At 62.4% G+C, this 12,569-nt stretch carries 14 protein-coding genes; 6 read left to right on the top strand and 8 right to left on the bottom strand.

Going from position 1 to position 12,569, the window contains the following annotated elements; translation table 11 throughout:
- A partial coding sequence (locus tag NPS46_RS21580) for a DUF4124 domain-containing protein (protein WP_274110819.1) occupies nt 1-321 on the top strand: 321 nt, incomplete at its 5' end.
- A gap of 17 nt (nt 322-338) precedes the next feature.
- Here NPS46_RS21580 and NPS46_RS21575 read toward each other — a convergent pair.
- The 3 genes from NPS46_RS21575 to mrcB are packed head-to-tail and all read right to left on the bottom strand — an operon-like array spanning nt 339 to nt 3,739.
- Nucleotides 339-668: a YqcC family protein gene (locus NPS46_RS21575; protein ID WP_274110817.1), complete on the bottom strand. Its 330-nt coding sequence runs from the start codon at nt 666-668 to the stop codon at nt 339-341.
- Nucleotides 668-1,399, bottom strand: coding sequence for a tetratricopeptide repeat protein (locus NPS46_RS21570; protein WP_274110815.1), 732 nt, complete (start codon nt 1,397-1,399; stop codon nt 668-670). The genes NPS46_RS21575 and NPS46_RS21570 overlap by 1 nt, the downstream gene beginning before the upstream one ends.
- A 15-nt stretch (nt 1,400-1,414) precedes the next feature.
- Nucleotides 1,415-3,739 carry a penicillin-binding protein 1B gene (gene mrcB / locus NPS46_RS21565; RefSeq protein ID WP_274110813.1) on the bottom strand — a complete coding sequence of 775 codons (2,325 nt, stop codon included), beginning with the start codon at nt 3,737-3,739 and terminating at the stop codon, nt 1,415-1,417.
- Nucleotides 3,740-3,855: 116 nt separating this feature from the next.
- Here mrcB and NPS46_RS21560 point away from each other — a divergent pair, with 116 nt between their 5' ends.
- The 4 genes from NPS46_RS21560 (at nt 3,856) to NPS46_RS21545 (ending at nt 7,130) form a co-directional block, all read left to right on the top strand.
- On the top strand, nt 3,856-5,412 hold the full coding sequence (locus NPS46_RS21560) for a bifunctional aminoglycoside phosphotransferase/ATP-binding protein (RefSeq protein WP_274110811.1): 1,557 nt from the start codon (nt 3,856-3,858) through the stop codon (nt 5,410-5,412).
- A gap of 89 nt (nt 5,413-5,501) precedes the next feature.
- Nucleotides 5,502-5,846, top strand: coding sequence for a pentapeptide repeat-containing protein (locus NPS46_RS21555; protein ID WP_274110809.1), 345 nt, complete (start codon nt 5,502-5,504; stop codon nt 5,844-5,846).
- 195 nt (nt 5,847-6,041) lie between these two features.
- A complete protein-coding gene (locus NPS46_RS21550; protein ID WP_274110808.1) occupies nt 6,042-6,314 on the top strand; it encodes a TfoX/Sxy family protein in 273 nt (90 codons plus the stop codon).
- Between the two features lie 15 nt (nt 6,315-6,329).
- Nucleotides 6,330-7,130 carry a Crp/Fnr family transcriptional regulator gene (locus tag NPS46_RS21545; RefSeq protein WP_274110806.1) on the top strand — a complete coding sequence of 267 codons (801 nt, stop codon included), beginning with the start codon at nt 6,330-6,332 and terminating at the stop codon, nt 7,128-7,130.
- A gap of 214 nt (nt 7,131-7,344) precedes the next feature.
- Here the strand turns inward: NPS46_RS21545 and NPS46_RS21540 are convergent, their stop codons facing one another.
- Genes NPS46_RS21540 through NPS46_RS21530 form a run of 3 tightly spaced genes read right to left on the bottom strand, consistent with a single transcriptional unit; the run spans nt 7,345 to nt 10,030 of the window.
- Nucleotides 7,345-8,112 carry a heme ABC transporter ATP-binding protein gene (locus NPS46_RS21540; protein WP_274110804.1) on the bottom strand — a complete coding sequence of 256 codons (768 nt, stop codon included), beginning with the start codon at nt 8,110-8,112 and terminating at the stop codon, nt 7,345-7,347.
- Nucleotides 8,112-9,095 carry a FecCD family ABC transporter permease gene (locus tag NPS46_RS21535; RefSeq protein WP_274110820.1) on the bottom strand — a complete coding sequence of 328 codons (984 nt, stop codon included), beginning with the start codon at nt 9,093-9,095 and terminating at the stop codon, nt 8,112-8,114. Before NPS46_RS21535 ends, NPS46_RS21540 begins: the two co-directional genes overlap by 1 nt.
- A 47-nt stretch (nt 9,096-9,142) precedes the next feature.
- Nucleotides 9,143-10,030: a heme/hemin ABC transporter substrate-binding protein gene (locus NPS46_RS21530; protein ID WP_274110802.1), complete on the bottom strand. Its 888-nt coding sequence runs from the start codon at nt 10,028-10,030 to the stop codon at nt 9,143-9,145.
- Between the two features lie 199 nt (nt 10,031-10,229).
- Here NPS46_RS21530 and NPS46_RS21525 point away from each other — a divergent pair, with 199 nt between their 5' ends.
- Nucleotides 10,230-10,547 (top strand): Rieske (2Fe-2S) protein, encoded by a 318-nt coding sequence (locus NPS46_RS21525; RefSeq protein ID WP_274110800.1) that lies wholly within the window; start codon nt 10,230-10,232, stop codon nt 10,545-10,547.
- Here NPS46_RS21525 and sfsA read toward each other — a convergent pair.
- Together sfsA and NPS46_RS21515 are read right to left on the bottom strand one after the other, a co-directional pair.
- Entirely contained in the window at nt 10,544-11,251 is a 708-nt protein-coding gene (gene sfsA, locus NPS46_RS21520) for a DNA/RNA nuclease SfsA (RefSeq protein WP_274110798.1), read from the bottom strand. The genes NPS46_RS21525 and sfsA overlap by 4 nt on opposite strands.
- Entirely contained in the window at nt 11,251-12,423 is a 1,173-nt protein-coding gene (locus NPS46_RS21515; protein WP_274110797.1) for a pyridoxal phosphate-dependent aminotransferase, read from the bottom strand. The genes sfsA and NPS46_RS21515 overlap by 1 nt, the downstream gene beginning before the upstream one ends.
- Nucleotides 12,424-12,569: the final 146 nt, after the last annotated feature.

The following is a 12,569-nucleotide window of genomic DNA, read 5'->3' as shown; positions in this document are numbered from 1 at the left end:
GACGCCCAACCGCCCGCCGGGGGCCAGGCCGCCCAGGTGACGCTGCCGGCGCCGCCGCCCACCGCAGCACCCACGCCCAAACCTGCAAGCACGGTCGACCGCGAACAGTTGGCCGTCGATGCCAAGGTGAAGCAGCAGGTTGCCGAGCAGGAGAAACAACGCAAGGCCTACTGCGACAGCGCCCGGACCAACCTGGCGCAACTGCGCAATAACCCACGGGTCATGGAGAGTGTGGCCGGTGAACTACGGCGCATGAGCGAAGAGCAGCGGCAAGCGCGGATCAACGAAATGCAGAAAGCCATCGATCAGAACTGCCGCTGATGCGAGCGTGACAGGCCTCAGACCGCCTGTGCGATCAGCCGATCGAAGTGCGCCAGCAACACTTGCAGTTGCCGGCCTTCTCCCGGGCGCGCCGCATAGACCATTTCGGCCATGGCCAGGATGCCGGAGGCATTGGGCAGCGGTAGGTCCTGCTCGAGAATGACCTTCATCCGCGGCAGAAAAATCCACTGCAACCACTGCTCGAAACCCAGCGTATCGACACTGAACGGCTCTTGACTGGCCAGGGCCTCGGCGCTTGGCGGCACCTCGTCCCACCAGCCCTGCTGGCGCAGTTCACGCTCGATCAGGAGCAACTGTTCGGCTACCTGGGAGAAACGCGCATCCATCAGAGACTCACCTTGGCTTTCTGTCGAGCCAGTGCGGCACCGGCGGCATCGCCCTGACGCTCACGCGCTTGCGCAATCAGCTCCCACAGGCTCGCCTGCAACGCCGGACGACCACTGGCAAAGCCCAGTCCGCGTCGTGCCAACTGCTCGGCCTGAGGCGCATCGCCCTGAGCCATGCGCACTTGCGCCAGGCGGTAGAGCACCTGCGGTTCGCGCGGCGCAACACGCTGGGCACGCTCAAGGCTCGAGGACGCACCGTTCAGATCGCCCCCGGCTTGCTGCTGCTGGGCAGTGGTCAGCAAGGCCAATACCGGACCATCGAGCTGTTCATCCGCGGACAAACCACCACTGCTGGCCGATGGAATACCGCTCGGCGCGCTCGGAATGCTGTAGCTGTCCTGGGTAATCGGCGCCGTCTGGATCGGCGCGTTGTTATAGGGGCCAGGCGTAATCGGCCCCGGAGTAAAAGGCTCGCTGCTGATCGGAGCGGAAGTGGCGGCGCCACCGCCTGGCACCATGACCACAACACCTGAGTCCTGAGGGATTGTCTGGGCCTGGCTAGCGGCCGGACGCGTGACCGTCGTCTGGCGAAATCCGCCATTGGCCGACACCCGCTCGCTATTGGAAACCGCTGTGCCCGAGTCGACCACCGGGATCGAGCCGCGCGGCACACTGGCGCAACCGTTGAGCAAAGCCAGAGACGTTAACGCTGGAATCAACCACTTGTTCACTGCACACCTCATTGCTTAATTCAGCCAGCCCTTGACCCAATCCATGACTTCTTCGCCAGGCGTGGGGGTCGCACCACCACAGGCAGCGCCCGGGGCCGGTTCGCTGCCGCGAATATACGGCATCTGCACGGCACCCGGGCAATTGGCATCGGAACCCTGCCCGGTATGGGGATCGATCCAGGCCTGCACCACGTTATCCGGCATTGGCATGTCCAACGGCAGCGGATCGGCCTTGCTCATAAACTGGGTCCACACCTGCAACGCACCGGTGGCACCGGTAAACGGCGTCTTGCCGTTATCGTCGCGGCCGAGCCAGACCACCGCCAGCAAATCCTGGCTGAAGCCGGCAAACCAACTGTCGCGTGAATCGTTACTGGTCCCGGTCTTGCCCGCCAGCACCAGACTGCGCGGCAACACGTTGTAGACCGAACTGCCGGTCCCCTCGCGCATGACCCGCTGCATGGCCGTCTGGATCAGGTAGATGGAGCCCGGATCAAAACGCTGCTGGATCTGGAACGGATAGCGCTTGAGCGGCTCGCCCTCGGCGGTCAACACGCTGCGAATACCGCGCATCGGCGTATTGAACCCACCATTGGCCAGGGTCTGATACATGGTCGCCACTTCAATCGGGCTCATGCCCCCGGCCCCCAGCAGCATCGACGGGAAGGCTGGGAACTCTCGATTGACCCCGAGGCGCCCGAGGGTCTTGAGCACATTCGGCACACCGACCTCCAACCCCAGGCGCGCGGTGGACAAATTGTAGGAGCGCGCCAGCCCCTGATACAGGAAGACCGTGCCATGGGAGCGGCGGTCGTAATTCTGCGGTTTCCAGACCTGGCCATCGGCACCCTTGACCGAAAGCGGCTCATCCGACAGCCAACTGGTCAATGTGTACTGGCTCGGTCTCTCCAGCGCCGTCAGGTAGACCGCCGGCTTGATCAGCGACCCGATGGGCCGCACGGCGTCGAGCGCCCGGTTGAAACCGGCAAAGCCGGCCTGCCGGCTACCGATCATGGCCTGGACTTCTCCGGTCTCCGGATTGGTCACGACCATCGCCGCCTCGACCTCGTCCGCCCCCTTGCGCCCGGAGAGGCGCTTGAACGTCTCATTGACCGCCGCTTCGGATTTCATCTGCAGGATCGGGTCGAAACTGGTGAAGATCCGCAGCCCTTCTTCGGTCAAGTCTTCGTCGCGGTAGTCTTCACGCAGTTGGCGCTTGACCAGGTCGAGGAAGCCGGGGAACGAGCTGTCGGCCAGACTGCCGCGCTTGGTCACGCCCAGCGGCATCTTCTTCGCGGCGGCAACCTGCTCGGCGCTGGCTACGCCTTGCTGCTCCAGCAGGTCGAGGACCAGATTACGCCGCACCAGGGCCCGCTCCGGATAACGACGCGGATTGTAGGCCGACGGCCCCTTGACCATACCGACCAGCAACGCGATCTGATGCAACTTGAGCTCGGACAACGGCTGGCTAAAGAAGAACTGACTGGCCAGGCCGAAACCGTGTACCGCACGTTGGCCGTCCTGCCCGACAAACACCTCGTTGAGGTAAGCCTCGAGAATCTCGCGCTTGTCGTAATGCAGCTCCAGCAGCAACGCCATCATCGCTTCGGTCAGCTTGCGGCTGAGACTGCGCTCGTTGGTCAGGTAGAAGTTCTTCACCAACTGCTGGGTCAGGGTACTGCCGCCCTGGCGCATCTGGCCGGAGGAAGTATTGACCCAGATGGCACGCGCAATGGATTTGGGTGACACACCGTGGTGCTCATAGAAATCCCGATCCTCGACCGTCACCAGCGTTTCGAGCAGGTAAGGCGGCACCTGATCAATCTTGATCAGGATACGATCTTCAAGGTTCTTCGGATAAAGCCCACCGATCAGCAATGGCTCCAAGCGTACCACCGCCAACTTGGCACCGTTGAGAGCACTCAACTGCGCGACATAGTCGCCGGAGAAACGCACGCGCACCGGCTGCGCCTTTTCCATGCCCTCATAAAACTGGAAGCCACGCGTATTCAGATCAACGGTATTACCGTTAACCGAGGCCGCGCCCGGGCCATTGGCCACGCTTTCGCGGCGATAGCCAAGGGCATCCAGTTCAGTGAGGAAATCCTGCCTCGAGAGTTTTTGTCCGACGAACAGCTCCAGCGGACGGGCATAGACCTTGGCCGGGATGGTCCAGCGCTTGCCGGAGAACTTCTCCTGAACGATGGCATCGAGGTACACCGCGAAGCCGGCGAGCAGCACAAAGCCCACCAGGCTGAGCTTGAGAATCCAGCCTAGCCAGGGGCGCACGCGGCTAGCAGGGCGTTTGGAACGGGAACGGGGGGATCGGGTACGAGTCATGGCGGCGGATTATACGCACTTTGCTCATGATCAACATGTGCCCCCGGCGGTTTGCACTGGGGGCAACAGTCGCCATAATGGCCGCCATGAAATTCCCCGACTCCGAAGGATCGTCCGTGAGCCAGTCCCTGATCGCCGCCCTGCAAAACCCCGCCCTCTACCCGCACCCGGTCGATGGATTCCAACTGATCGAGACCCATATTTCCTGGGTCCTGCTGACCGGTCCTTATGCTTACAAGATCAAGAAGCCGGTCAATTTCGGCTTCCTCGACTTTACCGAGCTTTCCGGTCGCGAGCATTTCTGTGGCGAAGAGCTGCGCCTGAACCAGCGGCTGACCGATGATCTGTATCTGGAAGTCCTGCCGATTACCGGCAGCGCAGACGCGCCCCAACTCGGCGGCGAAGGCCCGGCAATCGAATACGTGCTGAAAATGCGCCAGTTCCCGCAAAGCCAGTTGCTCAGCACACTGCAAGCCAATGGCGAACTGACTGCCGAGCATATCGACGCGATGGCCGAGCAGATCGCCCGTTTCCACCTCAACGCCCCCAAAGTCGCACAAGAACACCATCAAGGTACGCCGCAGGCGGTGATGGAGCCGGTACTGCAGAACTTCGAGCAGATTCGCCCGTTTCTCAGCGACAAGGCCGACCTGCTGCAACTCGACGCCCTACAGGCGTGGGCGCAAAGCAGCTTCGATCGCCTCGAACCACTTTTCGCTCGCCGCAAGGCCGAAGGCTTCATTCGTGAGTGCCATGGCGATATCCACCTGGGCAATGCCACGATCATCAATGGCAAGGTGGTGATTTTTGACTGCATCGAGTTCAACGAGCCGTTCCGCTTCACCGACGTCTATGCCGATACCGCGTTCCTGGCCATGGACCTGGAAGACCGCGGCCTCAAAAGCCTGGCCCGGCGCTTCCTCAGCCAGTACCTGGAGCTGACCGGCGACTACCAGGGCCTGGAACTGCTGAACTTCTACAAAGCCTACCGCGCCCTGGTGCGTGCCAAGGTCGCCCTGTTCAGCATGCCGGCCGAAGCCAGCCCGGTGCAGCGTGCCACTACCCTGCGCCAATACCGCAACTACGCCAACCTGGCCGAAAGCTACAGCACCATTCCTTCGCGCTTCATGGCGATTACCCACGGCGTCTCGGCGGTGGGTAAAAGCCGCGTGGCCTTGCGCATGGTCGAGGCGCTGGGCGCGATTCGCCTGCGCTCCGATGTCGAGCGCAAGCGTCTGTTCGGCGAGCAACAAGGCAGCAACAACCTGGGCGACGGCATCTACAGTGCCGAAGCGAGCGTGGCCACCTACGAGCGCTTGCATGAGATCGCCACGACGATCCTGCGCGCCGGTTTCCCGGTCGTGATCGACGCCACCTACCTCAAGCGCGAACAACGCGACGCCGCCGCCAAGACCGCAGAAGCCACTGGCGTGCCGTGCCTGATCCTCGACTGCAACGCGCCACAAGCCGTCATTGCCAGCTGGCTGGCACAGCGCCAGGCCGATGCGACCGATCCGTCCGACGCCACCCTGGCCGTTATCGAAGCCCAGCAAGCCAATCGTGACCCATTGAGTGCCGAGGAAGTACTGCGCAGCAAGCGCGTGCAGACCAACGAAAGCGGTAGCGTGGATACCCTGATCGAGCAAATCCGGCGCCGCCTGCCAGGCCTGTGAGAAGTATTTCGGCCGTGAAGCATTAAGCACTTCACGGCCGAAAAACAGTGGCACTATACTGGCGTCATAAAACCAGCAGGAGACGCGACATGAGCCAGCCGAAACTTCTCGATAGTCCGCTATATGCACTCCTGCGCAAGGACGACATTGCCGGTTTCAACCAGCAACGCCCCAAGGACGGCATCATCGACATGCGCGGTGGCGACTTCCGCGGGCTGGACTTGCGTGAACTCAACGCCGAGGGCATCGACTTTACCGACGCCTACTTCCGCTCCGCGGATCTGCGCGGTGTCGATTTGCGCCACAGCACGCTGGAAGGCGCCAGCGTCGCCCATGCCCAGATCTCCGGGGCTTATTTCCCTGCCGAGCTGGGGGCTGCCGAGATCCTGATGTCCATGCAGTTCGGAACACGCCTGCGCTACAACGTCCGCTGAATCCCGCTGTCTCTCCGCCAGGTCAGGTCCTGCACGACTCCTGGCGGCTTCCCCACGCCCTCTTCAAGCTTTGTCTTAGAAGCATTTGGTTCTGTTCGTAGCAAAGAACTACGTTTTTCCTACTGAGCGCTACACTCCTTCCAACGCTGCCATATTCAAGGTTTTCGCACCGTTCGGCCGTCGCAAGGAGGCTCAATGAACGATGAACTGCAACACCTGAGAAACCTGGGGAAGACTTCCGCCCAATGGCTGCATGCCGCCGGGATCCACAGCGCGTCGGATTTGCGCCGGCTAGGCGCTGTAGATGCCTATCGGGCCGTGCGCACCCGCGGCTTTCGGGCATCCAAGGTGTTGCTGTACGCCATTGAGGGGGCGTTGCTGGACATGCACTGGAACGACATTCCGTCGGAGCGCAAAGAGGCTTTGAATAAGCAATTGGAAGCGATATCGTCACGGCACAAAAACTGATTTGCAGGCTTGCATATGTATCTACTTGGGGAGCAACCGGCCTACGCCGACGAACTGATCAACCGTTTGCAGAGTATCCCCGCGCAGTTGCTCGATGGATTAAACCCCAGCGGCGAGCCTGTGGAACTGGAGGAAAGCCAGGACCTGGCGGCGCAACTACTCGGCAGCCACTTGTATCTGCTGGAAAACGGGTTGATCCACGGCCGTATTGACGACCGCGAGCTGTTCTTTCTCCATGAAGGCGACCTGGTGGGCCTGCGCCAAGGCATCGACCTGCCCCGTTGCCTACTCAGCTGTGACGCGCCCTTGCGCCTGATCCCCTACCGACGCAGTGAAGTCTTCCAGCATATTTATGCCAGCGAATCGCGCGCCGAGTTATTCCTGCAATACCTGGTGGGCCAAACCGCGCTGCTTTCGGATGCAGTCACGCGCCTCAAGCAGCCGGAATTTCGCAGCACCAATGGCTTCCAGCAAGTCGCGGCCGGCGATGTGCTGATTCGCCAGGGCGACGATGCCGACCATGTCTTCATCATTGTCGAGGGCCATGCCGAAGCTTTCGTCGACGGCCATAAGGTCGGCGATGTGCCCAAGGATGAGATCTTTGGCGCCATGGCCGTGTTTACCGGCGAGAAGCGCAGCGCCAGCGTGATTGCCAATGTCCCCAGCACCGTGGTGCTGATTCCCAAGGACCAGTTCCTCAGCCTGACCCAGAGCAACCCGCGCATCGCCCACAGCCTGATCGAAAGCATGGCCCGGCGCATTGAACTGCTGAACAAGGAAGTCACGCGGTTGAGCGCCCAGCACAACCCGACATAGCCCAGCGAAGCGTTTGCCACCCGGTCTCGATTTTTTTTTGTGAAACGCCTGTTGACTTAGAAATGAGAATCGTTATGATTATCACAACTGGTCGCGAGATCAGCCGATATCTGAAAGGCCCTTGGTTCGGACTCTCAGATTATCTCCTCATCAGGCTAATCACGGTTATTTGACCCGGCTAATCGCCGGGTCTTTTTTTGCCTGTAGAAAAGCCCTAGCGGGCAATGATCAAGGGATGCCCGCGCTCCGGGTGCGCCTGCACCAGCACATCAAGACCGAACAGCGCCTTGAGTGGCTCAGGGCGCAGGACGGCGGCCGGGCTATCCAGGGCCTGGGGGCGTCCGTTGTGCAACAACAGCAGGCGGTCGCAATAGCGCGCAGCAAGATTCAGGTCATGCAGGATCACCAGGACCGCCGCCCCCCGATCGGCAAATTCGCGCACCGCCTGCAAGGTGGTGTGTTGATGCAACGGGTCGAGCATTGAAGTCGGCTCATCGAGCAGTAACGTTTGCCCGCCCTGCCCCGGCCAGAGCTGCGCCAGGACGCGCGCCAGATGCACACGCTGACGCTCGCCGCCCGAGAGGGACAGATAGCCGCGCCCCTGTAGATGCCCGACATCTGCCGCCGCCAATGCCGCTGCAATGATTTCCTCATCGCGCACCCGGCCGCTTTGGTAGGGCAAACGGCCCATGCCCACCACTTCTTCGACCAGGAAAGCAAAGTCGAGGGTTGAAACCTGCGGCAATACTGCCAACCGCTGGGCACGCTCGACACCGCTCCAGTCGGCCAACGCGCGCTGCTCCAGCCACACCTGCCCGCTACTGGGCTGTAAGTCCCCGCACAACGCCCCCAACAGGGTGCTCTTGCCCGCGCCATTGGGGCCCAACACGCCGAGCACTTCACCAGGGCGCACATCAAGATTGATCTCGGCCAGCACGACTTTCTGCCCGCGACGAATCTGCAGGTTTTCCACACGCAGCATCAGGTACGCCCTCGGACCAGCAAATAGAGAAAGAACGGGGCGCCGATAAATGCCGTGACGATACCGATCGGCAATTCGGCGGGCGCCAGGACCAGACGAGCAATCAAGTCGGCAAATAGCAGCAGGGCGGCACCGGCCAGCAGGGAAGCCGGCAGCAGTACGCGGTGATCCGGCCCGACCAACAGGCGTACCAGATGCGGTACGACCAATCCGACAAAACCGATCAATCCCGCCGCAGCCACCGCCGCCCCCACGCCAAGGGCGGTGCAGAACACCAGTTCGCGCTTGAGCCCTTCGACATTGATGCCCAGGTGACCCGCCTCCGACTCGCCCAGCAACAGCGCATTCAACGCCCTCGCCCGACGCGGCAGCCATAGCGCGACGGCCAGGCTGACCAGCAGCAACGGCCAAAGCCGCGCGTAGCTGGCGCCATTGAGGCTCCCCAGGTTCCAGAAGGTCAGGCTGCGCAACGTGGCGTCATCCGCCAGATAGGTAAACAGGCCGACCGCCGAACTGGCCAGGGCAGTGAGCGCGATCCCCGCCAGCAACATCGTCGCCACGCTGGTCTGACCATTACGGCGGCCCAGGCGATACACCAGCGCGGTCACCCCCAGCCCACCGAGAAACGCACACAGCGACAACAGGTAGGGTTGGATAAAATCCGGCACGCCGCCCCAGGCGGAGCCGCCGACAATCGCCACTGCCGCCCCCAGCGCAGCGCCGCTGGACACACCGACCAGCCCCGGGTCTGCCAGCGGGTTGCGAAACAGCCCCTGCATCGCGACCCCGGACAACGCAAGCACGGCCCCGACCGTCAGCCCCAGCAGCGTACGCGGCAAACGAATCTGCCCAAGAATCAGCTCGGCCTGCTCCAGGCCTTCGCCCGAAATGGGCAGGCCCAGCAGCCGCAAGCCGGCCCGCAGGGTATCGAACAGCGGCAGGCTGACCGGTCCCAGGGCCAGCGACAGCCAGATAGACAACACACACAGCAGGCCCAGTCCGATAAACAGCGAACGCGGTTTCAGCAACTTCATGGAGTCGGCGCCACCGGCGGTGCGACCTCAGGATAGAACTCGGCCGACAACTGACGCAGCCGTTGCGGCAGGCGCGGCCCCAGGCCACCGACCAACAGCGTCGGGTCCAGCTCAAAAACCTTGCCGGCCTTGGCCGCTCGCGTCGCGGCGAGCACCGGGTTTTCCTTCATCAACGCCTGGCGCGCGGCCTCCCCACTCAGGCTGCGATCAGCGAAAACCAGCACATCCGGATCAAGCCCCGCCAGCGACTCCAGCGAAAACGGCTTGTAGCCTGAATGAGTGGCCAGGTTGCGGCCGCCCGCCTGAACCAGCATCCAATCGGCCGCGGTGTCCTTACCGGCAATCAACGGCTTGCCACCGGCATGCCCCAGCAACAGCAACACGCCCGGTGCCGGGTGGTCCTTCGCGGTCTGCTCAAGCCAGGCTCGCTGCTGCTCAAGCTGCTGTTGATAGCCCTGGAACACCTGCGTGGCCACGGCATCACGCCCCAACAACTGCCCCAGGCGCTGCAAGGTGTTTTGCAGGTTCGCCAAGTCGGCACGGGCATCAAACAGTTCCACCTGCACGCCCGCGCTGCGGATCTGTGCCAATACCGGTGGCGGGCCCATTTCTTCGGTCCCAACCAGAATCTGCGGGCGCAGGCTGAGAATGCCTTCGGCCGAGAGCTGGCGCTGATAGCCGATACTGGGCAGCGCCTTGAGCGACTCGGGGTGCTGGCTGGTGGTGTCCACCCCAACCAGCTTCGCTTCGCCGCCCAGGGCACTGACCCACTCGGACAACGCCCCGCCCGCGCTGACCCAACGCTCTGGCAATGCCTGCGCCAAAGCCACATGATTGATCAACAGTCCGGCACACAGCGCGACAAGACGCACACTCAGGCGCATGGCAAGCTTCCTTCAGGTAAGTGAGTCGACCTTTGGGAAGGCCGATGTGACAAGCCCGAGGTCACTGACATCGAAACAACACCAACCACCCAAGGCGCCAGCATTTGATAATTGTTTGCATTTAAACGTCAAGCCGCCATGACCACTGCGATACCGTCGGTATCCCTGAACCCGGCAGAAGTCGCCGCCGAGAGCCTCCATGAAATTTCTTTGCTCCTCCCAGACACTTGCCGAAGCCGACAGTCGCGGCTTCAGTATCGAGGGCTGCCCGGTCTTTGCCGTGCGGCGCGAGGGCGAGGTCTTCGTCTACCTCAATCGCTGCCCCCATCGAGGTGTCGCCTTGGAGTGGCAACCCGACCAGTTTCTCGACCCCAGCGCCAGCCTGATCCAGTGCGCCACCCATGGCGCACTGTTTCTGATCGAGAGCGGTGAATGCGTGGCCGGGCCGTGCGCCGGGCAATCTCTGCGGGCCATTCCCAGCCGCGAGGATGCCCAGGGCATCTGGGTCCAGCTCTAGAACTGGACGTCGAGACGGCGCTCGACCCAGATTTCCTCGGGCGTCAGCCGCACACCGTAGGCCAGCACCTCGACCCCGGCCGCCACCGCTTCACGCAATGCCGCCGCGTAACCCGGGTCAATCTCCACCGCCGCACGCACGGCATCGATATCGGACAGGTTGACGCAGTACAACTGCACCGCGCGCACCCCATCACGGGCCAATGCCGCCAATTCGCGCAGATGCTTGGCCCCACGCAGGGTCACGGCATCGGGAAAGGCCGCGACCCGGCTGCCATCAAAGCCCAGGGTGACGCTTTTGACCTCAACGAACGCTGGGCCCTGGGGATAGTCCAGGCGAAAATCCACCCGGCTGTTTTCCACCCCGTAAGGCACCTCGCGCTTCAATGCACTAAAGCCATTCAACTCAGTGATCACTGCGCCAAGCAAGGCCTCCTCGACCAGGGCATTGGCCCGCGCCGTGTTCACGCAGGCCAATCGCCCTTGCGGGGTTTCACTGATTTCCCAGGTGCCTGGCAACTTGCGCTTGGGGTCGTTGGAGCGGCTGAACCAGACTTGCCCCCCTTCAACCATGCAGTTGAACATCGAACCGGTATTGGGGCAGTGAATGGTCAGCAACTCGCCGCTATCAGTCTCGATATCCGCGAGAAAGCGCTTGTAACGCCGTATCAGTCGTCCGGTTTCGAGAGGAGGAGAAAAGCGCATCAGCCTTGCCAACTCTTGAGGCCACGGGCAATGCGTTCAACCGCCTCCTGCAGACGCGGCAGGCTCTGGGTGTAGGCAAAACGCACATGGTGGGAAGCCTGGTGGCGACCAAAATCCAGGCCGGGGGTGAACGCCACGTGTTCGGTCTCCAGAAAATGCCGACAGAAGGCAAACGCATCGCCGCCCAGGGCACTGATATCGGCATACAGGTAGAACGCGCCTTGGGGTTCGACGGCAATGCCGAAACCCAGCTCGCGCAATGCCGGCAGCAGGAAGTCACGGCGTCGAGCAAATTCGGCACGGCGCTCTTCGAGAATCGCCAGGGTCTGTGGTTCGAAGCAGGCCAGCGCCGCGTGCTGGGCCATGGTCGGGGCGCTGATATAGAGGTTCTGTGCCAGCTTCTCCAGATCGGCCACCGCCTGGGGCGGCGCAACCAGCCAACCGAGGCGCCAGCCGGTCATTCCGAAATATTTAGAAAAACTGTTTAGGACAAACGCACTGTCATCGACTTCCAGCACGCTGGTCGCATCGCAACCGTAGGTCAAGCCGTGATAGATCTCGTCGACCACCAGGTGGCCGTTGCGCGCCTTGATCGCCGCCGACAAGGCGGCCAGTTCGTCACGACTGAGCAGGGTGCCGGTCGGGTTCGCCGGCGAGGCGACCAGCGCCCCGACACTGTCCTGATCCCAGTAGCGTTCGACCAGATCCGCCGTCAGTTGATAGCGCACATCCGGTCCGACCGGCACCAGTTGCGCGGCGCCTTCGACCAAGCGCAGAAAGTGCCGGTTACACGGATAACCCGGGTCGGCCAACAGCCAGTGCTTGCCCGGATCCACCAGCAAGCTGCTGGCCAGCAGCAGCGCGCCAGAGCCACCCGGCGTAATCAGAATCCGCTGCGGATCGATGTCCAGCTGGTAGCGCTGCTGATAGAACGCACTGATCGCCTCACGCAACTGCGGCAGGCCACGGGCAGCGGTGTAACGCGTTTCCCCGGCGGCCAGGGCAGCCTGCCCGGCCGCGACAATCGGCGCGGCCGTGGTGAAATCCGGCTCGCCGATCTCCAGGTGGATCACGTCGTGCCCCGCCGCTTGCAGCTCGTTGGCCCGGGCCAGCAGGGCCATGACATGAAAGGGTTCGATCGCACGACTGCGAGCACTGTAGGACTGGGTCATCAGCCTTCCTTCAGGGAGAACAAAGGCATGATTCTACCCAACCGCGCGACAAATAAGCGGCCCGGGCATCACACCGCCCAGGATTGACTAAAATCACCTATCAGACAGGCCAGTGGGCTCTGCGCTCTAGCCTTTACACGCTGCGC

This window comes from Pseudomonas putida (assembly GCF_028682395.1).
GTDB classification, from domain to species: Bacteria; Pseudomonadota; Gammaproteobacteria; order Pseudomonadales; family Pseudomonadaceae; genus Aquipseudomonas; species Aquipseudomonas putida_AB.
Note: the sequence above shows the minus strand (reverse complement) of the source record. Positions and strands in the feature narration are given on the sequence as shown.

Bases quoted from the DNA above. Each gene is read 5' to 3' on its own strand.
- NPS46_RS21575 (WP_274110817.1), bottom strand. From the start codon at position 668: ATGGATGCGCGTTTCTCCCAGGTAGCCGAACAGTTGCTCCTGATCGAG.
- mrcB (WP_274110813.1), bottom strand. From the start codon at position 3,739: ATGACTCGTACCCGATCCCCCCGTTCCCGTTCCAAACGCCCTGCTAGC.
- NPS46_RS21555 (WP_274110809.1), top strand. From the start codon at position 5,502: ATGAGCCAGCCGAAACTTCTCGATAGTCCGCTATATGCACTCCTGCGC.
- NPS46_RS21550 (WP_274110808.1), top strand. From the start codon at position 6,042: ATGAACGATGAACTGCAACACCTGAGAAACCTGGGGAAGACTTCCGCC.
- NPS46_RS21545 (WP_274110806.1), top strand. From the start codon at position 6,330: ATGTATCTACTTGGGGAGCAACCGGCCTACGCCGACGAACTGATCAAC.
- NPS46_RS21540 (WP_274110804.1), bottom strand. From the start codon at position 8,112: ATGCTGCGTGTGGAAAACCTGCAGATTCGTCGCGGGCAGAAAGTCGTG.
- NPS46_RS21530 (WP_274110802.1), bottom strand. From the start codon at position 10,030: ATGCGCCTGAGTGTGCGTCTTGTCGCGCTGTGTGCCGGACTGTTGATC.
- NPS46_RS21525 (WP_274110800.1), top strand. From the start codon at position 10,230: ATGAAATTTCTTTGCTCCTCCCAGACACTTGCCGAAGCCGACAGTCGC.
- sfsA (WP_274110798.1), bottom strand. From the start codon at position 11,251: ATGCGCTTTTCTCCTCCTCTCGAAACCGGACGACTGATACGGCGTTAC.
- NPS46_RS21515 (WP_274110797.1), bottom strand. From the start codon at position 12,423: ATGACCCAGTCCTACAGTGCTCGCAGTCGTGCGATCGAACCCTTTCAT.